Source organism: Mycoplasmopsis anatis (assembly GCF_900660655.1).
GTDB classification, from domain to species: domain Bacteria; phylum Bacillota_I; class Bacilli_A; order Mycoplasmatales; family Metamycoplasmataceae; genus Mycoplasmopsis; species Mycoplasmopsis anatis.
The window spans coordinates 33,940-60,770 of record NZ_LR215035.1 but is presented as its reverse complement, the minus strand read 5'-3'; the positions used below and the strand labels follow the sequence as shown (position 1 = coordinate 60,770).

Annotated in this window: 19 protein-coding genes; 7 read left to right on the top strand and 12 right to left on the bottom strand. The window is 26.9% G+C overall.

Features of this window, described 5'->3' with window-relative positions; all coding sequences use genetic code 4:
• Position 1: 1 nt before the first annotated feature.
• The 10 genes from EXC66_RS00280 to EXC66_RS00235 all read right to left on the bottom strand — a co-directional run bounded on the left by EXC66_RS00280 (position 2) and on the right by EXC66_RS00235 (position 15,840).
• Positions 2-1,021 (bottom strand): carbohydrate ABC transporter permease, encoded by a 1,020-nt coding sequence (locus tag EXC66_RS00280; protein WP_006886341.1) that lies wholly within the window; start codon positions 1,019-1,021, stop codon positions 2-4.
• A complete protein-coding gene (locus EXC66_RS00275; protein ID WP_006886342.1) occupies positions 960-2,018 on the bottom strand; it encodes a carbohydrate ABC transporter permease in 1,059 nt (352 codons plus the stop codon). The genes EXC66_RS00280 and EXC66_RS00275 overlap by 62 nt, the downstream gene beginning before the upstream one ends.
• Positions 2,002-4,086, bottom strand: coding sequence for an ATP-binding cassette domain-containing protein (locus EXC66_RS00270; RefSeq protein ID WP_006886343.1), 2,085 nt, complete (start codon positions 4,084-4,086; stop codon positions 2,002-2,004). Before EXC66_RS00270 ends, EXC66_RS00275 begins: the two co-directional genes overlap by 17 nt.
• Before the next feature lie 2 nt (positions 4,087-4,088).
• Positions 4,089-5,465, bottom strand: a complete 1,377-nt coding sequence (locus EXC66_RS00265) for a thermonuclease family protein (RefSeq protein WP_006886344.1) — start codon at positions 5,463-5,465, stop codon at positions 4,089-4,091.
• Positions 5,466-5,529: 64 nt separating this feature from the next.
• Positions 5,530-7,818, bottom strand: a complete 2,289-nt coding sequence (locus EXC66_RS00260) for a P68 family surface lipoprotein (RefSeq protein ID WP_112579198.1) — start codon at positions 7,816-7,818, stop codon at positions 5,530-5,532.
• 212 nt (positions 7,819-8,030) lie between these two features.
• Positions 8,031-8,381 carry a thioredoxin family protein gene (locus EXC66_RS00255; protein WP_006886346.1) on the bottom strand — a complete coding sequence of 117 codons (351 nt, stop codon included), beginning with the start codon at positions 8,379-8,381 and terminating at the stop codon, positions 8,031-8,033.
• A gap of 2 nt (positions 8,382-8,383) precedes the next feature.
• Positions 8,384-9,847: an oligosaccharide repeat unit polymerase gene (locus tag EXC66_RS00250; protein ID WP_006886347.1), complete on the bottom strand. Its 1,464-nt coding sequence runs from the start codon at positions 9,845-9,847 to the stop codon at positions 8,384-8,386.
• A gap of 71 nt (positions 9,848-9,918) precedes the next feature.
• Positions 9,919-11,568: an MBL fold metallo-hydrolase RNA specificity domain-containing protein gene (locus EXC66_RS00245; RefSeq protein ID WP_006886348.1), complete on the bottom strand. Its 1,650-nt coding sequence runs from the start codon at positions 11,566-11,568 to the stop codon at positions 9,919-9,921.
• Between the two features lie 1,358 nt (positions 11,569-12,926).
• On the bottom strand, positions 12,927-14,141 hold the full coding sequence (locus EXC66_RS00240; protein ID WP_112579108.1) for an IS3 family transposase: 1,215 nt from the start codon (positions 14,139-14,141) through the stop codon (positions 12,927-12,929).
• 82 nt (positions 14,142-14,223) lie between these two features.
• A complete protein-coding gene (locus EXC66_RS00235) occupies positions 14,224-15,840 on the bottom strand; it encodes an ABC-F family ATP-binding cassette domain-containing protein (protein WP_006886699.1) in 1,617 nt (538 codons plus the stop codon).
• Positions 15,841-16,048: 208 nt separating this feature from the next.
• Here EXC66_RS00235 and EXC66_RS00230 point away from each other — a divergent pair, with 208 nt between their 5' ends.
• Positions 16,049-19,213 carry an MnuA family membrane nuclease gene (locus EXC66_RS00230; protein ID WP_040544467.1) on the top strand — a complete coding sequence of 1,055 codons (3,165 nt, stop codon included), beginning with the start codon at positions 16,049-16,051 and terminating at the stop codon, positions 19,211-19,213.
• Between the two features lies 1 nt (position 19,214).
• On the top strand, positions 19,215-20,144 hold the full coding sequence (gene pip / locus EXC66_RS00225) for a prolyl aminopeptidase (protein ID WP_006886697.1): 930 nt from the start codon (positions 19,215-19,217) through the stop codon (positions 20,142-20,144).
• A 236-nt stretch (positions 20,145-20,380) separates the two neighbouring features.
• On the opposite strand, the gene EXC66_RS00220 is transcribed toward pip, so the two are convergent.
• On the bottom strand, positions 20,381-21,238 hold the full coding sequence (locus tag EXC66_RS00220; RefSeq protein WP_006886696.1) for a DegV family protein: 858 nt from the start codon (positions 21,236-21,238) through the stop codon (positions 20,381-20,383).
• A 45-nt stretch (positions 21,239-21,283) separates the two neighbouring features.
• On the opposite strand from EXC66_RS00220, the gene tapR reads away from it, so the two are divergent.
• The 5 genes from tapR to EXC66_RS00195 all read left to right on the top strand — a co-directional run bounded on the left by tapR (position 21,284) and on the right by EXC66_RS00195 (position 25,373).
• Positions 21,284-21,877, top strand: a complete 594-nt coding sequence (gene tapR / locus EXC66_RS00215) for a TyrS-associated PheT N-terminal domain-related protein TapR (RefSeq protein WP_006886695.1) — start codon at positions 21,284-21,286, stop codon at positions 21,875-21,877.
• 1 nt (position 21,878) lies between these two features.
• Complete coding sequence (tyrS, locus tag EXC66_RS00210; protein WP_006886694.1) at positions 21,879-23,108, top strand: tyrosine--tRNA ligase; 1,230 nt, start codon at positions 21,879-21,881, stop codon at positions 23,106-23,108.
• Positions 23,109-23,129: 21 nt separating this feature from the next.
• Positions 23,130-24,041: an MSC_0882 family membrane protein gene (locus EXC66_RS00205; protein WP_006886693.1), complete on the top strand. Its 912-nt coding sequence runs from the start codon at positions 23,130-23,132 to the stop codon at positions 24,039-24,041.
• A 4-nt stretch (positions 24,042-24,045) separates the two neighbouring features.
• A complete protein-coding gene (locus EXC66_RS00200; RefSeq protein WP_006886692.1) occupies positions 24,046-24,603 on the top strand; it encodes a DJ-1/PfpI family protein in 558 nt (185 codons plus the stop codon).
• Positions 24,604-24,767: 164 nt separating this feature from the next.
• The gene (locus EXC66_RS00195) at positions 24,768-25,373 is read left to right on the top strand and encodes an NAD(P)H-dependent oxidoreductase (RefSeq protein WP_006886691.1); all 606 of its coding nucleotides are present in this window, start codon (positions 24,768-24,770) and stop codon (positions 25,371-25,373) included.
• 54 nt (positions 25,374-25,427) lie between these two features.
• Here EXC66_RS00195 and EXC66_RS00190 read toward each other — a convergent pair whose 3' ends face one another.
• The gene (locus EXC66_RS00190; protein ID WP_112579108.1) at positions 25,428-26,642 is read right to left on the bottom strand and encodes an IS3 family transposase; all 1,215 of its coding nucleotides are present in this window, start codon (positions 26,640-26,642) and stop codon (positions 25,428-25,430) included.
• Positions 26,643-26,831 lie beyond the last annotated feature (189 nt).

Below are 26,831 nucleotides of genomic sequence, written 5' to 3'. Positions count from 1 at the left end.
TTTATCCTTTAATTGTTGAACCTTGTCTAGAAACTGCATTCATAATTCTTTTTCTAAAAATAAAGTAAGCAAGAAACATTGGAACGTTAACAAGAATTGCTCCTGCCATTTTAACAGATTGAAGTGTAATTTGTTCATCACCGTAGTGTACTAAACCAGCTTTGAATAATCAAACAGATACAACCTTAAGACTGTCAGCGTCTCCAAAAACAACTATTGAAGCTCATAAATAAGTATTTCATGAAGCGATTGCTGTAAGAATAATAATTGTTCAAGTAGTTGGTGTTACCATTGGAATGGCTATTTTGAATAAATATTTAGCACCAACAGCACCGTCAACTAGAGCAACTTCTTTAATTCTTCCAGGAATTGATTCGAAAGCATTTTTGTACATTGTTGCATTAAAGATAGAAGCAACAAACGGTAAAGCAATTGTGAATAAGAATCCTATTGTGGTTTCATTCATGTGAGTATCACGAACAACTTTATATTGTCCAGAAAGAAGTGCAACCTCAGGTAAAACCAGAAGAGCTAAGGCACAGAATCAAACAAATTCTTTACCTCTTCAACTTCTAAGTGAGAATGCATAACCCATTAAAATTGTTATAAACACTTTTAAAACAACTGAAAGTAATACGTTAAGACTTGTGAGTGAAACAGCGATTCAATATCCTTCGTTACTCATCGCTGAAATATAGTTAAATTTTATTCCTTCACTTCATGTTAATAATACGTCTTTATTATCAACTTTGAAATATGATGGTTCAAACGAAGGTAAAATTCTGAAGTTGTTAGATAAGTTTTCTGCTTCTTTTCATGAGAAAAATGAAAACGAAATCATCAAGAAGAATGGGAATAAGATCATTACCCCGAATAAACATAATAATAATAATTTAAGGAGTGAAATTGTTGCGACATTAAAAAGTGAGCTTTCTCTAACTTGACCGCTTACTCTTTCTTTATTTTTTCTTAAGCGTCTCTTTATGAGTAGATTTTGTCATTTCAACTTTAACTCAAACATTTCTTTCTCCTAAGTAATTTAATGTAGTTTGTGCCGCAAAGAATCCTCCACGAATAATTGAAGAGAATGTAACTCCTATGACGAATAATGCTATACTTGATGCACCTGAAAGATATAAGTTTCCTTCTTTAGTTTTTTGGAAGATGTATAACATCAATGTAGAAGCACCGTTAGCAATAGCGTCTGTAGGTTTATTCTCAAACAATGCAAGTGGGAAGACTTTAATCCCTCCGATTATTCCCAGTGTTATTAGGAAATTAATTGTTGATTTAATTGATGGTAATGTGATTGAGAAAAATTGTTTAACTCCTCCAGTTCCATCAATTGAAGCTGAGTGGTATAAATTCTTATCGACCGAAAGCATAGCTGTGGTAAATATAAGAATGTTAAATGCTAGACCACCTCATACACCATTAATAATTAATGCAACAACTGCATGGAAACCATCTTGTGAACCTTCTTTTAATCAAGCTATATCTGTACCGATAATTTGGTTAAGAACACCTTTTTGTTCGAATACTTGAATAAATGTAAGTGAGATGGCAACACCGTTAGTAATATATGGCATGAAGAATACTGTTTGTCAGAATCCTCTAGCTCATTTTCTATAAAGTTTAGCTATAACAGATGAAACTACTAAAGATATCATCAAAACAAATGGTAATACTAAAATTCCATAAATAAATGAGTTTCTAAATCCTATAGCATATTCTAATGATGTAAATGTTTCAATATAGTTTTTAAGGGTAAATTTTAATGTAACACTGTCCGAAAATGAATTTATTATGTTATAGATCATCGGAACAATTGTAAACATTGAAATTAATATTAAAGCAGGTAGTAATAGTATAAAAGGTACATAAAATGGTGTCCTTTTATCTAATACTGTTGTTGATAAATTTGATTTTGAAACTGATTGCTTTCTAACGGATCAGTTAAATAATGGTTTAACTTTTTCACCGATTCTAGCATAAGTGGAGTTACTTTTTAACTTCATATTCTAATCTCTCTTCAGTTATAGCATCAAAGATGTGAAGTCTATTTTTTGGAAGATTAAAGAAAATTTCTTGTCCTAATTCATAATGCATTTTATTATCTAGAAGGAAATTAATTTTTCCAATATTAGGAATTTCTACAATCAATTTACTTTCTTTTCCGAAGTTTTCAACAACTTTAACAATTCCTGTAAAGTCTGCTGTTGCTTTTGTTTTAACTATTTCAAAATCTTCTGAACGCACACCAACATTTAGTTGTGCAGTTTCTTTATCTTTAATATTAATATTTGATATTACTGTCTGATCGATAAAGATCTTTCCTTTTTCATATTTAGCAGGGAAAAGACCCATTTCAGGCATACCTAAGAATCTAGCAACGAATTGATTTTTAGGTTTGTTGTAAAGTTCCATTGGTGAACCCATTTGTTGTACTCTAGCCATCGACATACAGATAACAATATCACTAATACTCATAGCTTCTTCTTGATCGTGAGTAACAAACACTGTAGTAATTCCAAGAGATTGTTGAATTTCACGAATTCATTGACGTGTAGAGATACGTAACTTAGCATCTAAGTTTGAAAGAGGTTCATCCATTAATAGAATCTGTGGTTTTTTAACAATTGCACGTGCAATAGAAACACGTTGTTGTTGACCACCTGATAAACGGGTAGGTTTCTTTTGAAGAATAGGAATTATTTCAACACGTTTAGCAACTTCCATAACTTCATTATGGATAGCTTGACGAATAGAAATAATGTCTTTTGTTAATTCTTTAATTGCTTCTTTTTCTTTAATATCTAACATTTTACGACCTTGTGAAGCATCTTCCTTCATAACTTTGTCTAATGTTGGATATTTTGATAATAAGGTTTTTTTAATGTGGTTATAATTATTCTTTACTAGTTTAGCTAAGGTTTTGTCATAAGATTTCAATGTTTTAAGCTCTTCATTTTCTGAATATGCTAATTTGTAATCCTCTTTAGCTTTTTCATAATTTTCTTTTTCTTTTATTTTTTCTTCTTTATATTTTTCTCTAATTTTTAAAGAATTAATTTGGTATTTATATTTCATAACTAATGAAATAAGCTTATCTTCAGCTTTGATAACTTTAATTCTCTCTGAAAGAAGTAAATCATCAAATTGAACTGATGTAAGTGATAATATTGCTGACTGAATTTTGGCAATTTGATCTTGAATTTCTTCGATATTTTTGGTTGGATTAAATTTGAATAATTCTTTATCAATACTTTGTAAAACCTCAGAATGAGTTAAATTAGATTGAACTAGACCAGAATTTTTATTTTCTTTGAATTTTTCTTTTACTAATCTAATTTTTTGTTTAGTTTCTTTTTTAGTTAATGATTGATTTTTAAGAATATCTTTAGCTAATTTTGATAGCTCAGAATTTTCATGAACTGATACTAATTTATATCTACTTTGAGCAACCTCAACATCACTTGATAATTTAGCGTTAATATTATTCAATCTAAATGTAAGTTCTTCAGAAATTGTCTTAGTTCATTTGTGTGCAACGTGAAGTTCTTCAATTTCTTCATTAGTTGCACCAAGTTTTCTAAGATAAATTTCCATAATTCTATTTTTAGCTAAATTCTTTTTGAATATTACGTTATTTTTTCAAGCAGCATCATTCTTTAAAGGAAAAGCGATATTTGCATAAACTGACATGTGTGGATAAAGAGCATAGTTTTGGAACACAAATCCAAGTTTTCTTTTTTGAGGTGAAAAACTCGTTACATCTTTACCTCTGAATAAAATTTTACCCGATGTTGGTGTAAGAAGTCCAGCTATGGCATTCAATGTTGTTGATTTACCAGAACCAGATGGTCCAAGAAGAGTTACTAACTTACCTTCAGGAATTTTAAAACTAACATCATCAACAGCCAATGTTTCACCAAAATCTATATATAAGTTTTTAAGTTCTATTGCAGGAATTTCACTTTGATCTCTATTATCTGATTCATTAGAAAGTTCCTCAATAATTTTAATTTGTTCTTCTGTTAAAAGTGTCATTGAGTACTTATTTTTTATGTTATTTTGTTTTTCCATTATTAATTTTCCTTATTATTTTCTAATTCTTTAATTCAATCTAGGATGCTAAATGTTAATGTCGGGTTGATTTTATATAGATCTCCACGATTAGTGTAAACTGAACGACGGAAGAATAACTCTCAACCTGAATTTTCTTTATTTTTATATATAGTTTTTTGTATTCCAAAAGGTGATTCAACCAATTTATAGAAACCATTTTGATTTATATATGCTTCTTCAGCAGCTTCAGCAATTATTGGATAAATGTTAGTTTTATATGAGGTTTTATCACTTTGATATATTGATTTGAATAAAATTGTGTTTATATCATATGGTAATGTTAATCCAGCTCTTACAATCTCTGCTGAGTAAGAATATTGGTAATTACCATTGGGTTCACTTTTTTTATTGATAAAGAAGTCTCCTACAAGTCTTTTGTATGCATCTTCTTCACCGTTAGATCAGAAAATTACTTCTTGTCCCATTAAGTTTTCTTCGGCAAATTTAGTTGATCATTCAGCAAAAGTATATTCAAAAGGTTTTGATTTAATTGAATTGCCTCCTGAACCTATAGCTTTTTCAGGTGTGTCTATAGCGGCAATTCTAACTCTATATTCAGAACCAACTGAATATTGTTCTTGAAACTTTTCAGGTATTTCTGTTAGCCTGATTGTAGCTGTATCTCCATCGGAAATAGCCACAATTGTACCTTTCATGATTAATGGTTTGAATGTTTCGCTTTCTCAATTTATATTAACTGGTTTGAACTTTTCTTGACCTAAAGCAGTTTGTTCTAATTCAGCAATTGAATTAAATGATTTATCCCTTGAAATTTCAACTGTAAAATCAGTATTTTCGATGGTCACAACTTTTTGTCCACTTCTAAAGACGATTTGCAAGTTTAATAATTGTTTAACATTCTTTAATTCTTTGGTATTTTTATTGAAGTTTTCGATTGTTTCAGTATCCGGATAACTCATTTCGCTTGAGACAACTAAATATAGTTCTCCAGGTTGACTTAATTTAAGGTCTAACCCAGAAAATTCGAATTGGATATTTGGTCATATCTCTTTTAATGGATAACCTAATTTATCTTTGAAATCAAATGAGCTTGATGAGTCAAATATTTTATTACTTTGTATGTTTTTAACGTGTTTTTCAACGATATTTCTTAATTTCTTATCAATTAAATTTTGAATTTCTTGCTTAGTGAATCTTTTGTTATTTTCATCCCTCAATGTAGCTAATGTGCCAGTTCTATCAGTATTTAACACAACTTTTGCTGGTTTTATCACATCACTTTCTGAATCACAAGATGCGGATAAAGCAATAAAAGATAGTGATAAAGGTAAGCTTGATGTTAAAAATAACAATTTACTTTTTTTATTAAAAATCATAATTAATAAATTTTCTTAGCTTTATAAAAATACAATTTCCTTAGAAATTATATTTTTATACGTTTTATTGTCTTGGGTTTAATTGATTTACGAAATCATTAACAAAGTTAATTTCATTTGATTTACCTTGTTCAATTTTGTTTTGAACAGTTTTGAATTGTGAAACAATTTGAGATCAGAATTTATCTGATAATGTTGCACATGGTTCTTCAAAAATGAATACATCTTCATTTTGAGAAGCTTTCTTAAACATTTGTAATGACACATTTAACGCAGCATTACTTCCAAAAGTATCATCAGCTAATTTAGTAAAGTTATTTGTAGGAATAAAGTAGTTTGCTACATATTGAATAAATTCAACTGGAGTATGTGTAGCAGCTAAGAATTCTGCAGATATACCTCTAAAATCATTATTTTCTAATTTAATTTTATCAGTAGAAGTTAAAAGTCATTTAACGAATTTTTTAGTTTGTTTATCATCGCTTTCAGTTGAACGAATTCCAATGATTGATGGACCTTGTGTATAAACAATTGATCTAGATGATAAATCATTTCATTTTAGTGGTGTTGGCATAACTAATAATTCTGATTGACTTAAAATTTTTGATCCTGATGTTTCTTCAATTTTTACAGATTCGTCAGATGCTAAAGAGTTAAGTGCACTAATTTCTTCCGCTGTTAAGTTACCATCTTTGCTCTTATTAACACCGTTAAATCCAACAAAGAACGCAAATTTACCTGCTGTTTTAACATTTTCTACTTTTCCTAAATATGCAGCTTTATTTCCTTCAACAGTATTGAATGATTTAAGTAGTTTTTCAAGTTCTTTTGCTTTTGTAGCATTATCTTCAGTGATTAATAAAATTCTGTTAGCATTAATTAATTGTTGATTTTTTGTGAATAAATCATTATCTTCTTTTGTAGCGAATTTATAATCGTATCCTGTACCTTTTGAAGTGTCAGCTCCAAATCCAAAAACTAAATTTTTATATGATGAAATGTATGTTTTTACACCTTGTGATTGGTGCTCAGCAGATACTTCATTTGATAATTGGTATACATTGTACTTAGTAAGTGGTATCTCAATTGAATCACCTGTACTTAATTTTGCTTTGAAATTAATTTGTTTTGTAGCATTATTATAATTGTGTGCATATCCGGCACTTGAACCAATTGAGAATGCCATCTTGTGGTATACTTGGTCATTTGAAGAATATGCTCCATCACCATAAAGTTTTAATCCACTAGACTCTAAAGCTGATTTAACTGAGTTAAATATTTCTTCAGCAGCTCTTCTTGTAGCATCATTTTTACTAATATTATCAAAACTTACTTGAGTAATTCCATCAACTTTTGCTACTTTGTGTAATCCATCTTCTTTTATGTTTGCTACGTAGTTGTGTGAATAAACTGATTGATTAAACACACCAGCAGCATCGTCAATTCCCATTACATGAAGACTTGTGTTTGCTTTAACTGAATTTGTAAATAATTTTTGTGCAATTTCTGCAAATTTCAACATTTGTTGGTATTGTGTTAAGAATGAAGATTTAATTACATAACCTTTTACAATTTCTGAAGCATTTTCAACTGGTTGACCTCAAATATCAGCAACTCCAGCTTCATCAGATGAACCAGCTTTAAGAATTTTATCGTATAATTCTTGGAAATCTGGATCTACAGTAGCACCTTTAGCAACCATATTCTTAAGAATGTATGCTAATACTGGTTGGTTAACTGATAAAGTGTTTGTACTTTTGAATCCAGGTACAACTCAGAACCCGTTAGAGTATTGAATGTGTTCAACATTATTACTAATTTCAGTAAAGTTTTTATCAAAATTAGATTTATCTAAATCTACAGAGCTATCTTTATCTCTAAAGTTAAGTAACATACCTCTTTCAGCTAATTTACCAGCATTAGGTGAATAGTTAAAAATTAAGTTGTATGAACCTGTTTTATCTTTTCCACTAAGGAACTGATCTAACTTAGTACCACCTTCTCCATAAGAAGAACCTAAACTGTGAATTACAACTTCTTTATCTGTTTTTTCTTTAACACTTGCATTGTAATATTTAACCAAACTATCTAATATTTTGTATTGGTTACCACTTTTTGATCATGTTAAACCAATTTTAATTTGATCTGTATTTTGTTCATATGAACCAGAAATAGCTGAATTATTTTTATTGGCAATCGGAACAAATGGATCATCAATATCATAATCAACATCAAAAACTGATACACTACCTTTTTTATCATCTTTTCTAGAGTTATCACATGCAGCAGAGAAAGCAATGAATGAAGTCATTGTTAATGCTCCTGAAACTCCTAATATTAATTTATTTTTCATAAAATAATTCCTCCTAAATATATTCTTATATATTATATTTTATTTTTATAATATTAAGAAGTATGAAATAAATTTTCACTTTTGAGTAGTCAAATGTATTTTCATGGTTTATCTAGTACTTAAAGCATTCAATTTATATATTAAAAGAATAAAAAAATTCACCAGCAAATGGTGAAAAAATCAATATTTTTATAAAATATAAATATTAATATCTATTTTTCAATAAGTGATAGTGCCTTTTCAATTCATGAATTTAATATCTCTTTTGGCCAATATTCATAACCTTTATTAATAATTTCATTATTTAGAAAAATCATATGTGTAGGAACTTTTAAGATTTGCAATTTATTAGTGTAATTTCTAAAAAGTTCTGAATCTTCAGCGTCAATTTTAATAAATTGTATATTCGAATCTTCACTATATTGTTCAGCAAGTGAATTAACTATTGGTTTCATAATTTTACAATCATTACATCATTTTGTTGTAAATTCGACAAAAAATACTACATCTTTAGTGTTAGCAATTTTGCTTTCTGCTTCATTTCACATTAATTCCTTAAACATAATTACCTCTTATCTTTTGGTGCAACTGATTCTAGATACTCATCAAGTTCTTTGAATAATTTCTCTCTTTCTAATTCATCTTCATCTTCAATAGCTAAATTATTTTTATTATTTACTTCTTGCTTTATAACATAAGAATCACTTTGGCTTGTGCTAGAAGAAGGTTTATATCTATTTTGCTCTTGTTTAATTACATATGCATCTTCGTAAGTAGAATTATAATTTACTGGTTCTTCATAAATATCTTCAAACATGTTTTCTTGATGGATAACTTCTTCGTTGTTATAATTATTAACTTTTACTGGTGCAGCTGCTTGTTTTGCACTGGTTATATTAGTAAATTCTTTTTCTTCGCTATTTTCTTTAGTTTGTTTAGATATTGTATCCTTTATAGCTTGATTTACAGTGAATTCATTTTCTTTAATAATAATTTGGTCAATATCACTCTTTTTTTCATTTTCTAAACTAATAAATTTAGCTCTTATACTTTTAAGATCAATTGTTGCTTTAGTTTTTTTAGTGTTAATAGTTTTTTCTATCAAGCGAATTTTAAGTTCTGCAAAATTTATTGTATCTAATTTATCGGTAATTAAACCTTTGATAATCATCATAGTATAAAAGTACATTTGTACACCTTTAGTAACAACAAATACGCTTTGACGGCTATTCATGTATTCTTTAACACTATCAAGCGAATTACCTTTGCTCATATAAACTTTTCACACTTTTCTTGGTTCAACTAGAATTGCATTAATAAATAGAAATGCTAGTAAGAAAAGTCAAATAAGAATTGGAAGAACGCTTGAAAGAGAAATATAGTAGAAAATATTGTAAATTGAATCTAGCAACATTCCAACATTATTGAGTGAATTTGGGTAATTTACATTAGAACCTGAAATATAATATCAACCATGTTTATATAAATTTACGGCTGTTACATTAAATTCAAAATTTGCATTAAAGATAAAATGTAAGACAATGTGTTCGCCTAAAGTGATAATGAAAAACAATAAAATTAATATTTTTTTAATTACATTCTGAAGAGTTATTACATTAACTTTTCTAATCCGAGAAAATAGAGTAAAGGCTTTTTCGCTTTTATTTTTTAACACTAATTTTATAATTATTCAAGTTGCTGCTAATATTAAAAATATTACAAATGAATTTCCAAAGTACATTCCAATTGAATATTTATAAAGATCTAGGAAGAATCATCCTTCAACAATTGAAGCAATTAAAGAATAAGCTAAGACTAAAAAGATAATAACTAAACTTAAAATATGTCATTTTAAATTAAGTTTTTTAGTTAGAATTTTATTATTTTCATTCAATTGTTCAACGTAAGGAATTTTTAATTCGTTGAAAACTTGTCTATTTTTAAATAATTTAAAAAGTGAAGTTAATTTAGTTCTTCGTTGTTCTTCCAAATATGAATAATTTTCAAATTTTCTTTTATTTTTAATCATGACTAAATTATAAACAAATTTATTTTAATAGACATTATTTGATAATAAAAAGTAGCTTTCACTACTCTTGATTATAAAATTGTAAATGAAACTGCAATTAATGGTTCTTTGTCAGTTAACTTAAAGATTTTTTTACGTATAACTTTTCTTAGTCTTTCTTGTAAATCTTTAATTCCTTTAAACACTTCATTTTCAACTACTTCAGCAATAATTTCTTTAACAAAATTAGTAGTCTCAACTTTTTCGTCTTTACCTATAACACCGACAAATTCAATTTTCATATCATTACTAATTTCTTTAGTTCTTGAATTAAAATGTAATGCTACTAAAATAAGTCCATCGCGACCTAAAAGCTCTCTTTCGTTGATTACCTCACTTGAAATATTACCAACATCAAATCCGTCAATAATAGTATCACCAACATTTTTAATTTTACCGTTTTGACTAAATAATACTCCATCAATAAAGTGTGCAACTTTACCGTTTTGCAAAATCAATGATTTCACTTTCTTAGTATTTTTGTTTTCCAATAAAGCATTTGAAATATCGACTAGATGTCTATATAAACCCTGAACTGGAATTATATACTTAGGATTTAATTTTTCTACTAAGTCAATAATATCATTCTGGATTGGTCTATGAAAGAAATAATCTTTATCTGAAGCATCGGTAATTTGAGGTGTAATTCTAGCAATTTCATCAAGGCATATAGCTTGTAATGATTCAAGCCCATTAACTGGTGGAGCCATCATAATGATTTTATCAGTTGATTTAAGTTTTAATAAAACATCTTTATTATCGGTGATTCTTAAAAAACGATTATAAAGACGTTCAACTGCACCGGTGATTAAAATAACTGCATTATCATATTTATTCAATGAACGATAATCTAAAATTGTTGGTAATTCCAAATCAGGTTTTACTTGTTTAATTAGATATAAAAGTTGACCATAGGTTTTTCCATATGGAATAACTGGACGATTATGCGCTTTTGCTAAATCAAGAATTTGATGTAGCGATACCATTTCTTCATCATATGCACCAACAATAATTCTTTGATTTTCATTTGTTTTTTCAAAATCTTCGATTAAATTCTTTGGTAGTTTAATCTTTTCTATTGCGTAACCTTTATGATTTGAACGGCCGGCATCTGATACTATTGCAATAACACTTCTGTTATTTAAATTTGACTTTATTTCATCATAATTGGTATTACCATAAATTCCCAAATCCCCTTTAACATAATTGAATAGGAATAAAACATCACCATCAGGGGTAATAAAATCAAATCCAATTGAGCCTGGTAAACTACCTGCAATAATTATTGGTCTTACGACTAAACTTCCAACTTTCTCTTCTTTATTAAATGAAATAACCTCAATATTTTCTAAATCAATTGAGTATTTACTTAATCTTTCTAAAATCATTATTTTGTTAAACGGACTTGAATAGATCTTAATTTTAGACAATTTCATTGCTAATCAAGGTAAAGCACTAAAACTGTCATTTTTAACATCAGAAATAAAAACACCCTTAATTTTGTGTTTGTTTTTTTCTAAATAAGTAAAGTCGGCAATCAAAGTATCAACTCCATTAGATGAATTAATTGGAATTTTAGCTCCTGAATTAATAACATATATTTCATCATTGAACTCTAAAATGTAGCAGTTTTTCCCATTTTCGTCCAAACCACCTAATGCAAAAATATTTAAATGATTCATATTATTCCTTTACATTTTTACTTAATTATTTAAATTGAACAAAGTATTGAAATTAACTTTTTTATTATAGCACATAAGGGAATTAAGGATAAATAAAATAAGTGATAATTATCAAAAATATAGCAACCAAACTTACAAATATTTTTGTAGTAAATACATTAAAAATTAGTATTTTAACGATAATCAATTACTAAAATTGTAGTTTATTTCAAAATAACTCATTAAATTTAATCAAGTTTAAATGATTAAAATTTTTTTTAATTTATATAAATTTGATTTTAATCTTCAATAATTAACAAATAAAAACATTCATTCAGCAGTTAAAAAAACAAAAATTTAAAATTTGGTAAAAATTTATAGATTTTTTAAGTTTTTTCTAAAAAATTTTCTATTAATTTTTCGTTAAATCCCTATTAAAAAGACTTCCATAATATTTTCAAGAATTGAATTTTTTTGAATTTTAAAAGTATAATATTGGTATATATAACTATATATTATATAAAAGTAAATATATATAAGGAAGAAAAAAATTTTTTACTTCTGAAAGGTTAATATTATGAAGGAAATTAAAAACAAAAAGAATAAAAAAATTGCTATAGTAACATTATCTGCTACTGCTGGAGTTGCGACCGGAGTTGCGATTGGTACAGGTGTTTTTACAGCATTGTTAAGAGTTAAAAATTCTGAAAAAAGTGATATTAAATTTAATAACCCAATTGACGAATTAAAAAATAAACGTGATGAAATATTGAAATTTATTACAGAAAATGGGTCAGAAAATGTTTCGGATGAGTTATTTAAAAAACTTAATGAATTTAATTCAGTTATTGACAAAAATTCATCATTATCTGCTGATCAAATTTTAAAAATGTTAAATGATTCGGGGTATTTACTAGCTTTTGCAAAAATTAGAGTTACCATTAAAAATGAACAAGATCCTGAGCAATCAATAAACGACTTAAAGAAACTATTTAAAGATGATGCAATAAGAAATAGAGCTTCATCAATAATTCAAGACTATGATCAAAGAATTAAACAAGCTAAAAGCAAAGAAGATAAATTAGCTCTTGTCGATCAATTAGAAAATACATTAAAAGATCTTTATAATGAACAAACTTTAATTAATTCAAGACTTGACAAAGCTGTAATTAATGCAAATGGATTATTAAAAGATCCTAATTTTAAAATTTCAGAAGATCTAAAAAGTCAAATTGAGGGACTACTAAACAAAATTAGTAAACTTGAAAACATTGATGCAAACACATCTGAAATTTTAGCTGACCGTTTAGAAAATTTAATCGATAAAGCATTAAACGAAAATAGTAAACTAGGACAACGAAAGTTGACAAAAAAATATTTTAAGACATCATTGCAAATTGCTTTGGTGTTTTTCAATTTAAATTTGATTGTATTCTTTCATTATTATAATAATTTATGAATTTTTTTATTTCATCATTTAACATTTTTAACGTTAAATTTCTTACATTCAAATCTCTAATGAATTCAGTTTTCAACACCGAGAACCAATATTCTGCTTCTCTATTATCCAGACTATTACCAATTCTTGAGTATGAAGTTCTTCCATTCAATGATTTGACTTTATCTATAAATCTTTCGTTTGTATATTGAAATCCATGGTCCGAATGAACTATAAAAGTTTTATTATTGAAATTATTTTTATTTAAATTATCCATAACTAAGTCAAGATCATTGTAAAAAGATAGTTGAAATGATTCAACTAATTTAGATCTATGATCAATAATCACAGAAAGATAAACGTGGTTTTGGATTGCATCTTTTGTAGCAGGTAAGTATGTTATATCAGTACACTTAATATTGAGATTTTGAGAATCGTTATAATCTCTTTTAACTAAGTCTTCTCCTATGTAATTAATATCTTTTATTTCTTTTGTTCTTCTACGTTTTCTTATTTCTGAATTTAAGTTGTTTTTGCTAAGAAATCTCCCTAAAGTTCTTTCATTTAATACTATATTAAAGTCATTTTGCATGATTTTTGATAATTTAGTTCTGCCTGCATTTTTATGTTTTCTTCTAGCTTCTAAAATCTCTTCTCTATATTTTTCAGGTATTGTAGAATTTCATTTTTTAGTTGAACAATCTCTTTTTCTTGTATTATAAATAGATTGTCTTGAAATCTTCAATAATTTAGAAATTTTAGTAATTGATGTTTCAGTTAATGCTTTTGATTCTTTTGTTTTTTCTCTTTTAGGCATGTCTTTAGTTATCTCAACATATCTTTTAGCAATTTCTATCAATTCTTCTCTCTTAAAATCACTTCAATCAATTTCTTGATCTTTATTTTCTTTTCTGGGTCTTCCACGTTTCTTCATCTCACTAGGATGTTTTTTGCTTGTTAAAATGTATTCCATACCTTTATTATAAACTTTTGCTCTATATTTTAATGTTCTAAAAAAAGTTCTTATCCCGTTGGCTTTTAACTTTCAGTGCCCAGAAAAATTAATATATTTTTCAAGGATTATCTTTCTAGATAATCCATTATTCCAATCATTGATGAGTTCGAATCAATGATTGGAAGATAAATGTTTTCCCATATTTCCTCCAATAAAAAAAGTTGACATTTATTTGTCAACTTTTTGTGTCCTAGTTTAGTGTGTGACTTGTGTTTATATAAAATTAGTATCCCATAGCTTCATCATATTCTTCAAGAGTTCCTCTGAATAAGAAACTTTTTTTAGGACTTTGTAATTCTAAAATTACATTAGCACATTGATTAACAAAAGCTCTGTTATATGTTGTAAAAATTGCACCACCACGATAACTTTGAACACCTTCAATTACCGAGTCAATACTTTCAGCATCTAAGTGATCAAGTGGTTGATCTAAAATGATAAAGTTACTTTCAAGTAACATCATTCTGCTAAACATTAATCTAGCTTTTTCACCACCACTAGTTACTTTAACTTTCTTGAATACAGTATCATTTGAGAAAAGCATTCTTCCTAAGAATCCTCTCATTCTTGAATCACTATTATCTTTAGTTTCTTGAGTTGAATTTTCTATTGGTCACTTACTAATTCACTCTAAAATAGTTTCATCATTTTCGAAGTATTTACTATTCTCATTAGGAAAGTAGCTATGTTTAATTGTTTGACCTCAACTTACAGTCCCTGAAGTTGGTTTTAATTCACCAACAAGAATTTGTAACAATCTTGTTTTTGCAATATCATCTTCACCAATGACAACCATTTTTTCACCAGGATTTAATGAGAAAGATACGTTTTCAAATAAAGTTTCACCTTTGTCATTGACATAAGTTAAATTTTCAACAGTTAAAATTTGTTTACCATGGTCTCTATTCATATCTCATTTAATATAAGGATATTTTCTGTTTGAAGGTTTAATCTCATCTAGTGTGATTTTCTCAAGAAGTTTTTTTCTGCTTGTAGCTTGCTTGGATTTAGAAGCATTAGCACTAAAACGGGCAATAAATTCTTTAAGTTTTTCAATTTGTGCTTCTTTTTTAACGTTTGACTGTTTTAACATCTCTCTAGCTAATTCACTACTTTGTTTTCAGAATGTATAGTTTCCTGTATACATTTTAGCTTCGTTATAATCAATGTCAACAATATGTGTACAAATTGCATCAAGGAAATCTGAGTCATGAGATACAACAATAACAACATTAGGATAATCAATTAGAAAGTTTTCTAATCATTTAATACTTTTAAGATCAAGGTGGTTAGTTGGTTCGTCCATGATTAAAATATCTGGACTGCCGAATAATGCTTTAGCAAGTAGTACTTTAATTTTTTGGTTGGCCGTTAATTCTTTCATTTTTACATGTCATTTTTCAGAAGGGATTGAAAGATTTGCAAGAAGTTCTTGAGCATCATTCTCAGCAGTTCAACCACCTAGTTCACCAAACTTCTCTTCAAGCTCACCAGCTAAAGTATAATCTTCCATAGTAGCTTCAGGATTGTTATAAATCGCATCCTTACGTTCCTTAATTGCATAAAGCTCATTATTTCCAGTAATAACTACTTCTGTAACATCCATTTCATCGTAAGCATTATGATTTTGCGATAGTACAGAAATTCTTCTATTTTTTTCTATAATGATTTGTCCTGCACTTGCCTCAATTTCACCTGATAAAATTTTAAGAAAAGTACTCTTACCTGCTCCGTTAGCACCGATGATTCCATAAGTGTTACCTTCTAAAAATTTTATATTTACATTCTCGAATAATTTTTTATCACTAAAAATTTTAGATAAATTTTGTACTTCTATCATGAACCCTCCATAATTAATATTAATTATAATGTATTTAAAATTTATGTTTCAATGATTGCTTTTGGGAGTGTGAGACATTTTCCAGTATTGTTTTTTGGAAAAATTCATTATTTAATAAATTTGACCGATTTTTTCAACTTTTTGTCATTACACAAAACTATATTAAGTTTCAGCTTATTAAATCTAATTTTTTGTTTTTAATTAAAATATGAAGAAGATTAATAAATTAGTGATTTTAGCAAGTGGTTTAAGCATTTTTTCTTTAGCGAGTTCATGTAATCAAACTGCTTCAAGAGAAAGTGATAAAAATAAAGTCGAGAAAGAAACAATTTCAACAATTAATTTGATATTTAAAAATATTGATAACAACGAAGTTATTTTAAACAAACAAATTAATAAAACTGATTTAGAAAATAAAAATTTAATTGAATATTTTAATAACAACAACTACGAATCAGCAAATAAAATTAATTTTAATGAAAAATCAATCGTTTTTTACCTTAAGAAAATCAACAAAACTGAATTAAAAATTACATTTAATGGAAAAGTTTATAAATATAGTGTAAAAAATGACTTAATAGAAATACAAAATCAATTACAAAAATTCAAGCTAGAACATAATATTGATTCAAATTTCTCAATAAATATGCAAGAAGAAAATAATTATATTATTGAAAGAAAAGTTGATCAAAACACGTATTTAACCTTAAGAGATATTGATACAAATAATGATTTATTTAGTATTAAACTAGTGAATTCAGATTTAAGTAATATCGATATTAAGAAATTCATACCAAATAATTTTGACTTAGTATCAACAAATTTAGAATTAACCCTAAATAAAGATAATATTATTAACGTTAAGTCAAAAACTTTTGTTGACATAACAATTGTTTATAACGACGTTAATCATCTAATTAATAATGTTGAAAATAAAGATGGAATAATTCAAGACAAAATAAGTATTTTCATGAATGAAAACAACTTAACTCCTAATAATTACGATGTTATAAAAATATCTGATAATAAATTTAGAATCACACCTAAGGAAAAAATTACCATTTTAACTTTCATTGACCAAAATAATAAAGTTATTACTACAATTGAAAAAATAACATATGGTTCTGAAACTTTTGACTTCAAAGGTTTCATTCCTAAAAAGTACGAATTAGTCAATAAGGACACGATAATCAATTTTGGAGAAAAAAACAGAATTCAATTATCATTAATTTCTGAAGAAAATAATTCAATTGATGAGACAGATGATGGAAACGCTGTTGATGAAGTTGATGAAAACAATGGTGAGGAAGATAATACTCCTTCCCATGTAGAAGAAGAATTTGAAACTATAGTAAATTTTGCAAAAAATTCGCCTGAATTAGTAATTAATAGTACGTTAACTTCTGAAGATTTTGATTCAATTGTAAGTAGATATGAAACCAATACCACCGACACCTACAGAAAAATGATTTACAAAGATATAAATACATTCGGTTTTACTAAAACTCTTGGTTGATTGACAAGTTTTAATTTTAATCCTGAAATATCAGAAATGATTAATTTCAACCTAGGTAATGACGATGAAGAAGAATATATTGTGTTTTCGAATGTGGACAAAATCGAAAAATCTGGAACTTATAAAGGTGGAACATTTTTCAATTTTGAATTAGACAAAGAAAACAGAACTATAGATATTATTGGAAAATTTACATTAATTCAAAATAATAATATAACTAAACAAAGCGATCTATTTAGATTCAAAATAGCTACAAAGTCTATAGAAAATGTAGATAATACAGGTGGAGACTCAAAAATTGACAATAACGAAAATGTTGAACAAACTCAAACAATTGACCAAAAATATAATAAACTTTTAGAATTAATTAAACAAGAAAACTTTAAGATTTTTGAACCAACCTTAAGCGAGCAGGATTATGAACAATTTTCAAAAAGATATGCAGGTGGAAAAACCGAAACATATAGAAGAATGTATTATAAAGATATTGATGTTTTTGGTTTTACTAAGACTATAGGTCAAACTAGCTCAGTAAAATTCAACAATCAAATTAAAGATTTCATCAGCAAAAATTTAGCTAATGAACAAAATGAATATATTGTGTTTTCAAATGTGGACCAAATTGAAAACCGTGGTGCCTATAGTGGTGGAACATTCTTTAATTTTGAAGTAAATACAAGTGAACAAACAGTTAAATTTGTAGGTAAATTTTGTTTAGTAAAAGACAATAAAATTGTTCAAAGTAGTGATACTATCGAAGTTATTTTAAATTTGAATAATAATCCTACCGATGACTCAACAAACAATAATAGCACCGAAACCACCCTTGAGAAAAATAATGATGAATCTTTAGATTCTAAATCAACAACTGAAGAAAGAACAAATAACACTTTTAGAATTGGACATTGAAACGTTTTAAATTATGGAATAGACCAAGCAAACTTTAAATCTGATGGTATTGCAAAAATAATCAGTCATGCAAATATGGATATTGTCGGTTTAACTGAAATTAATGCTAATAGAGAAAGTTCAGTTAATTTCATTGTTGATAAATTAAATGAAATCAATACAGGGGCTGCTTATAAATTTTACGTTCAACCTATTGAAGAAGCTTCATTAAATAGTCAACCAACTCAAGTAGAACAAATTGCTATTATATACAAATCATCAATTTTCGAACCTACTAGTTTCTCAAATGGAAAAATTGGAGATTCCTTTAATCCTGAGGTTGAAAACTATATTGATCCCTCAATCAAACAACACTATGTTAGAACACCATATGGAATGAAATTTTTAAATAAATTAACTAATAAAAATATCACAGTGGTTTATAATCATTTAGATAGTCCTGGCGCAAAAACAAAAGCTGGAGAAATTAGTGTTAGCAAAACAAAAGATCCAAAAAAATTAGTAAAGGGTGATTCTCAAGGAAGTTTTGAGCTTACAGAAGCATATGGTTTAATTAATGTTATGAACTATTTTGACCAAATAGATGGTGAATCTAGTCTTCTTTTTGGTGGCGATACAAATATAAAATTAAACAACATTCAAGTATTTAAACCGATGTTTGATAATGGATATTTATCAGTTTATGGGGATTCAGAGGAAAAACACAAAACAAGTTTAGGTAGAAGTAATTTGTGATCACAACCATATGACAAAATTTTTATAAAAGAAGCACAATCAACTAACTTTATCACAGAACAAGAAAATCCTGAAATTCAATTTAAATACGATATATATGCTGCGATAAATGCTAAAATAATTACTGAATTTAAAAATAATGATGGTGATATATCATCTAAAGCAAACTCTATTTCAGACCATACTTTAACATGAGTAGATTGAGAAAATTAAAATGTATAAAAATATAATACCTTATAAAAGTGGATTCTTAAATACTGAATCTGAACATAAAATTTATTACGAAGTTTCAGGTAACCAAGAAGGTGTTCCTGTAATATTTCTTCATGGTGGACCAGGTGGTTCTTCTTCAGAAAAACACAGAGAATTCTTTGATCCTAAGTACTATAAAATAATAATTTTTGACCAAAGAGGATGCGGAAAAAGCACACCAAGTTGTTCGCTTATAAATAATACAACTGACTATTTAATTCAAGATATTAATAATTTAACAAAAATGCTTGACATTGATAAATTTATACTTTTTGGTGGTTCATGAGGAAGCACTTTAGCTCTAATTTATGCTATTAGAAATCCAGAAAGAGTTTTATCATTAGTGCTACGCGGAATCTTTTTATGTAGAAAGTCAGATATTGATTGACTTTATCAAAATGGTGTTGAACAATTCTTCCCAGAATATTTTGAAGATTACATGAATTACCTTTCTGCAGAAGAAAGAAAAGACGCTTTAACTTCATATTACAATCGAATGACTTCTTCAGATAGAACAGTTGCACTTCAAGCAGCAACTAAATTCGCTAATTTAGAGTCAATTACTTCAACAATCAAAACTGTTGAACCTAATTCAGATGATAAACATATTTTGGAAATAGCAACTCTAGAGGCACATTATTTTGTTAATGATTCATTTTTGCCTTCGGATAACTATATTTTAGAAAATACAAATAAAATAGAAAATATTCCTACTTACATAGTTCATGGTAGATATGACATGGTTTGTCGTCCTTCATCAGCATATGATTTACATAAAAAATTAAAAAATTCACAACTATATTACACTAATTTAGCTGGACATTCATTATTTGAAGAAGAGACTAAAGAAAAATTATTTAGTATTATGGAAGAATTAAAAATAAAATTATAATAATTACTAATATAGACGAAAATTCAATAAGACGTAATTAGTTTAAACTAGTTACTTTTATTTTATTAATGTTATATTTATCTAAAACCTAACATTTAAATAAAAAATTATGCACTACCTATTAGACAGTTTTTCTCATGATTTACTAGTATAAATAAACTAATTAAAAAAAAGTGCATAATCTAGTGCTTAATTACACTTTATACCCTTTCTTTTAAGAATTTAAGTTAACTTATTTATACTTTAGTTAATCCAATAATATTATCATTTATTTTTTTAGGATATAAAATTACAACAACCGCTTCAGGACCAGTGTGAATTGCTACAACAGAAGGAATCGATCCAACATAAATTTGACCGTTAATTTTTTCCTTAGCAAAATTAATGTAATCTTGAATTTCGCTATTGTTTGAATGTAATATTATTAATTCAGAATCTGAATTATATTTTTTAGCCTTATCTTCGATTACATTAAAAACAGTTTTAGCAAACACTCTGCCTTTACCTTCTTTAAGTAATTGACCTTCTGAAAAGCTAATAATTGGAACGATTTTTAATAATCTAGCCAAAGTTGCTGCAGCGGGTGAAAGCCTACCACCTTTTACTAAAAAGTCATTGTATTTAGGCATCAATGAGATTGAATTTTTATTAACTTTGAACTGTTCAAATGCATCCTCAAAGCTAATCCCATTTTTAATATTTTCTTCGAAGTTTATTAAATCAAGAACTGTAGGAGCTGCAATATTAGTTGATTCCACAACTCTTAACTTTGGATAATCAGATTCAAGCATTTTGATACTTTGATATTGTCCTGATAAAAATTTACTAATAGGATAAATTAATATTTTGTCATAGCTTTGATTTAATTTCTCTATTAGTTCAATCACTTCTCCTAATTTGGTAGAAGAAGTTTTGGCCATTTTCGAATTAGCATTAAATACATTGAACAATGTGTCATTACTTATGTTTATTCCATCATCATATAATTTATCATCAATTTCAATGTGAAGAGGTATAAAAAATCAACCCTTTTCTTCAGCTTGTTTTTTGGTTAATCCTGATGATGAATCTACTACGATAGCTATTTTTTCCATAAAAGTATTATAATAAATTTTAGATTTAATTATAATAATAATGTTATGGTTTTAGTACACAAATTAGAAGAAAATTTCAACAACAAAGCAATAATTACTTTTAACACTGAATTAAAGGTAGAAAAGTCGTTTATTAGCAGCGATTTTATTATAAATCTAGACTCTAAAAATAAGGTACATTCAGCAATATTAAAAAATGCAAATAAATACATTGATAACTATAGCCAAAAGCGTAATTTTTTTAGTTTAGATTTAGTTCATTTACCTGAATTAACACATATATTTAGTGAAAATAACTTTGAATATGATAACTTTAAAAAGTTTGTTAAAGCTAAAATTTTAGATAAACAAAATCACCCTAAAAGTGACAAACTTTATGTAATTGAATTGGAATACGGAAGTGAAAAAACAAGAAAAATTGTTACAAATTCAACAGAGGTAATCATAGGCGGTGAAATATTTTTTATAATGCCAGGTTCAATAATTTTTGATGGTACAGAAATTGTTAATGGTCAAGTTATGGGTGTTGATAGTCCTGGTATGCTTCTTAGTTATAAATCACTAGGTTTAGAAAATGAATATGGTGATGGTCTTGTTCAAGACAAAAATCTAAAAATAGGAGAGGAATTAAGTTTTTAATATGAATATTTTAAATGAATTAAAAGAGCGTGGAATATTAAAAAATATTTCAAGTGAAGAAAAATTTAATTCACTTGAAAAAGGCACAAAAGTATATATTGGTTTTGATCCCACTGCACAAAGTTTACATTTGGGGAATTACATTCAAATTAAAACCTTACAAAGATTTAAACAAGCTGGTTTTACACCAATTATGGTTGTTGGTGGGGCAACCGGAATGATTGGTGATCCTTCTGGGAGAAATTCTGAAAGAAATTTATTAGACACACAAACATTGGAAAGTAATAAAAATAAAATTAGACAACAATTATCTAAATTTGATATTGATGTTGTGGACAACTATGACTTCTATAAAGATATGAACATATTGTATTTTTTAAGAGAAGTTGGTAAATTAATTAGCATTAATTACATGTTATCTAAAGATGTTGTATCTTCAAGATTAGAAAACGGAATAAGTTTTACTGAATTTTCATATCAATTAATTCAAGGGTGAGATTTTTATCAACTTTATAAATTACACAATACCAAAGTTCAAATTGGTGGTTCAGACCAATGAGGTAATATTACTACCGGCTTAGAAATAATAAGTAAAAAGTGCAAAAATCCAGATGCGGTAGGAATAACACTTAACTTATTAACAGATGAAAACGGTAATAAATTTGGTAAATCTACAGGTGGTGGTAGTTTATGATTGGATAAAGAAATGAATTCACCATATAATTTATATCAATTCTTATTTAATCAGCCTGATTCCCAAATAGAAAAACTTCTTCTTTGATTGACTTCGTTAGAGATAAATGAAATTAAGTCAATAATCAAGAAACATTTTGAATCTCCCTCTTTACAAGATGCACAAAGAATTCTTGCTTTTGAAGTTGTAAAAGACATTCATGGTATTGATGAAGCACAAAAGTCATTTAATCTATCACAATTTATTTATAATCCTAAATTTGATATTAATTCTTTAAATTTAAGTGAATTTGAAAACATGATTGATCATTTTAGAATTTTAGAAATTCCACAAAATTCTGTTTTAATAGATGAATTAATGAAAAATAATGTTTTTAGTTCAAAAAGAGAACTTAGAGAGTTTATACAAAATAAATCTCTCAAGTTAAATTTCCATTCTGTTGATGAAAACACTAAAGTAATATCTGATCTTTTTGATGGCAAATATGCAATAGTAAACAAAGGAAAAAAACAGATATTTATCTTAAAAATTGTTTAATATAATTTAAATGGAGTATATATGGAAAGAAAACCTCTTGAAGATACAAGTGATATTAGAATAATTGAAAACAACAACATAAACAATCAAGTTCTTTCTACCTCTTATCTTAAAAAAGATCCTGAAGGAGTTCTAAATTCACGTACTTATAGAATTATTACTAAAGAAAAGAAATTTAAGTTCTTTTCTATGTTCTTTTGATCTCTTATTTTGATTTTATCAATCCTTGTAATTACCTTTTTAGCTCTATCCCAAAGAAATATTATTCAACAAACATTAGTTACAAGTTTTATAGGGTATTATGTTTTATTCGGTATTACATTAATTTTATCTCTATTTTATACTACCAAGGCAATTATCGAGTATGTGGGTTGAAAAACAGCAGTAGCAAGAATGCGTGAAAGCTATGCTAATGGCGACTCAGCTGCTAAGGTTTTGTTCCACACAACTTTTAGAAATATTAGCATTCGTTCAGTCAGAATTTTATGAGCCGTTATATTTATTGAAGTATTTTATGGTCTATTTACTCTAATAACATTTTTACTTTACAATTATTTTATTGTTAAAAATAATAATGCTGTATTGGAAATTAACTTCTTAAATATAACGGTAAATTGGGATATTAAATTAATGCTAAGTCGTTGATATAATAATAACGTTGAAATATTTTTAGTTCTTAGTTTAATTTTCCTTTGTGCAGTTATTGTAATTTACTTTATATTCTTTACATTTGATAAAAAAAGATTAATGGAGATTTCTAGTTTACTAGGTGATGATTATTCACAAATAACCAGTAGTGTTCTAGAAGCAAAATCAAAAGAACATAAATTATGATTAAAAGTGTTTATTGTTTCTTTCTTTTTAATATATTTACTACCATTTTTAATCATACTAATATTAATTTGAAGAAAAGTTATAAGAAGAAAGGGTTAATTATATGAATTTATTAGTTATTACATTAGATGGATTTAATGATGTGGAATTAACAGGAGTTCTTTCATGTTTATCACGTAGTAGAAAAGTTAATTTTACATACTATAATCCAGAAAAAAGTCATGTTTTAAGTCAATATGGTACATATGAAATCAATGCAAAAACAGATGTGAATTTTAGTGAATTTGATGCGGTTTTTATTCCTGGCGGTCCTGCAGCTATAGCTCTAAGAACAAATCAAAAAGCTCTTAATGTTATTAGAGAGTTTAAAAATCTAAATAAGGACATCTATGCAATTTGTGATGCCCCAAACGCCTTATATGAAACAGGAATTATTGATCCTGAAGAATCATATAGTTCGTTTCCTATGTATCAAGACCCAATTGAGTTAAAATTAAATACAGGAAAAAATAGAAATGATAATCTTGTAACAAACTCTAATAACCATCTAATCACTGGTCGTTGTGCTTCTGCAGCTATAGATTTAGGTTTAGAAATTATCAAACATAATTTTGGTGAAGAATTATCTGAGTTTGTTTCATATGGAATGAAAGCAAAATAATAGCACTCCTAATTATGGTCTGCTATTTTTTTATCAAATTTATACAAAAAAATAAATATTTCAATATAATTCTTAAGCAACTAAAATTTTAAAAAGTTAAAAAATAACTAATATTCATGTAAAAAAATAAATTTTTACTGAACTAAAGAAAGGGATATAAATATATGAAATATGATTTTTTAAAAGTTGCTCAAAATAGATATGCAACAAAAATGTATGATTCAACTAGAAAAATTTCGGATGATGATATTGATAACATTAAAGAAATTTTAAGATTATCTCCTTCATCTATCAATGGACAACCTTGAAAATTTACAATTATTTCAAATAAAGAAATAAAAGATAAATTATCTCTAGCATCTATGAGCAATGCTGAACGTGTTAAAAATTGCAGCCATTTATTGGTGTTAAGCAGAATTGATGATTTATCTATTTACGATAAACACATGCATAAAAACTTAGATCCTAGAGTTATTCCATACTATGAACAAGTTATTAAGGTTTCAGATGAAACAGCTAAGAATTGGTATAAAAACCAAGTTTATCTTGCTATGGGATTTATTTTAGCAGCATTAGGAACTATGGAAATTGACTCAACACCAATGGAAGGTATCGAACCACAAAAATACAAAGAAATTTTAAACCTTGAGGGATATATGCCTGTATTGGCACTGGCTTTAGGATATAGAGATAAAAATGATTTTAATCAAGTTTCAATCAGTCCAAAGAAACGATTACCTATATCAGAAATTATTGAAGAAATTAAATAATTTGAAACACACCAATATATAAACTAGGACAACGAAAGTTGACAAAAAAATATTTTAAGACATCATTGCAAATTGCTTTGGTGTTTTTCAATTTAAATTTGATTGTATTCTTTCATTATTATAATAATTTATGAATTTTTTTATTTCATCATTTAACATTTTTAACGTTAAATTTCTTACATTCAAATCTCTAATGAATTCAGTTTTCAACACCGAGAACCAATATTCTGCTTCTCTATTATCCAGACTATTACCAATTCTTGAGTATGAAGTTCTTCCATTCAATGATTTGACTTTATCTATAAATCTTTCGTTTGTATATTGAAATCCATGGTCCGAATGAACTATAAAAGTTTTATTATTGAAATTATTTTTATTTAAATTATCCATAACTAAGTCAAGATCATTGTAAAAAGATAGTTGAAATGATTCAACTAATTTAGATCTATGATCAATAATCACAGAAAGATAAACGTGGTTTTGGATTGCATCTTTTGTAGCAGGTAAGTATGTTATATCAGTACACTTAATATTGAGATTTTGAGAATCGTTATAATCTCTTTTAACTAAGTCTTCTCCTATGTAATTAATATCTTTTATTTCTTTTGTTCTTCTACGTTTTCTTATTTCTGAATTTAAGTTGTTTTTGCTAAGAAATCTCCCTAAAGTTCTTTCATTTAATACTATATTAAAGTCATTTTGCATGATTTTTGATAATTTAGTTCTGCCTGCATTTTTATGTTTTCTTCTAGCTTCTAAAATCTCTTCTCTATATTTTTCAGGTATTGTAGAATTTCATTTTTTAGTTGAACAATCTCTTTTTCTTGTATTATAAATAGATTGTCTTGAAATCTTCAATAATTTAGAAATTTTAGTAATTGATGTTTCAGTTAATGCTTTTGATTCTTTTGTTTTTTCTCTTTTAGGCATGTCTTTAGTTATCTCAACATATCTTTTAGCAATTTCTATCAATTCTTCTCTCTTAAAATCACTTCAATCAATTTCTTGATCTTTATTTTCTTTTCTGGGTCTTCCACGTTTCTTCATCTCACTAGGATGTTTTTTGCTTGTTAAAATGTATTCCATACCTTTATTATAAACTTTTGCTCTATATTTTAATGTTCTAAAAAAAGTTCTTATCCCGTTGGCTTTTAACTTTCAGTGCCCAGAAAAATTAATATATTTTTCAAGGATTATCTTTCTAGATAATCCATTATTCCAATCATTGATGAGTTCGAATCAATGATTGGAAGATAAATGTTTTCCCATATTTCCTCCAATAAAAAAAGTTGACATTTATTTGTCAACTTTTTGTGTCCTAGTTTAATATATCGGTGTTTTTTTATTTAATTTTCAAATTAATTGTTAAATTATTTATTTGATTTCTATTTTTGTAGCAAAAAAATAATAGGTTATTGGAATAGTTTTCATAATATATGTCTATTTTTGAGATGTAAT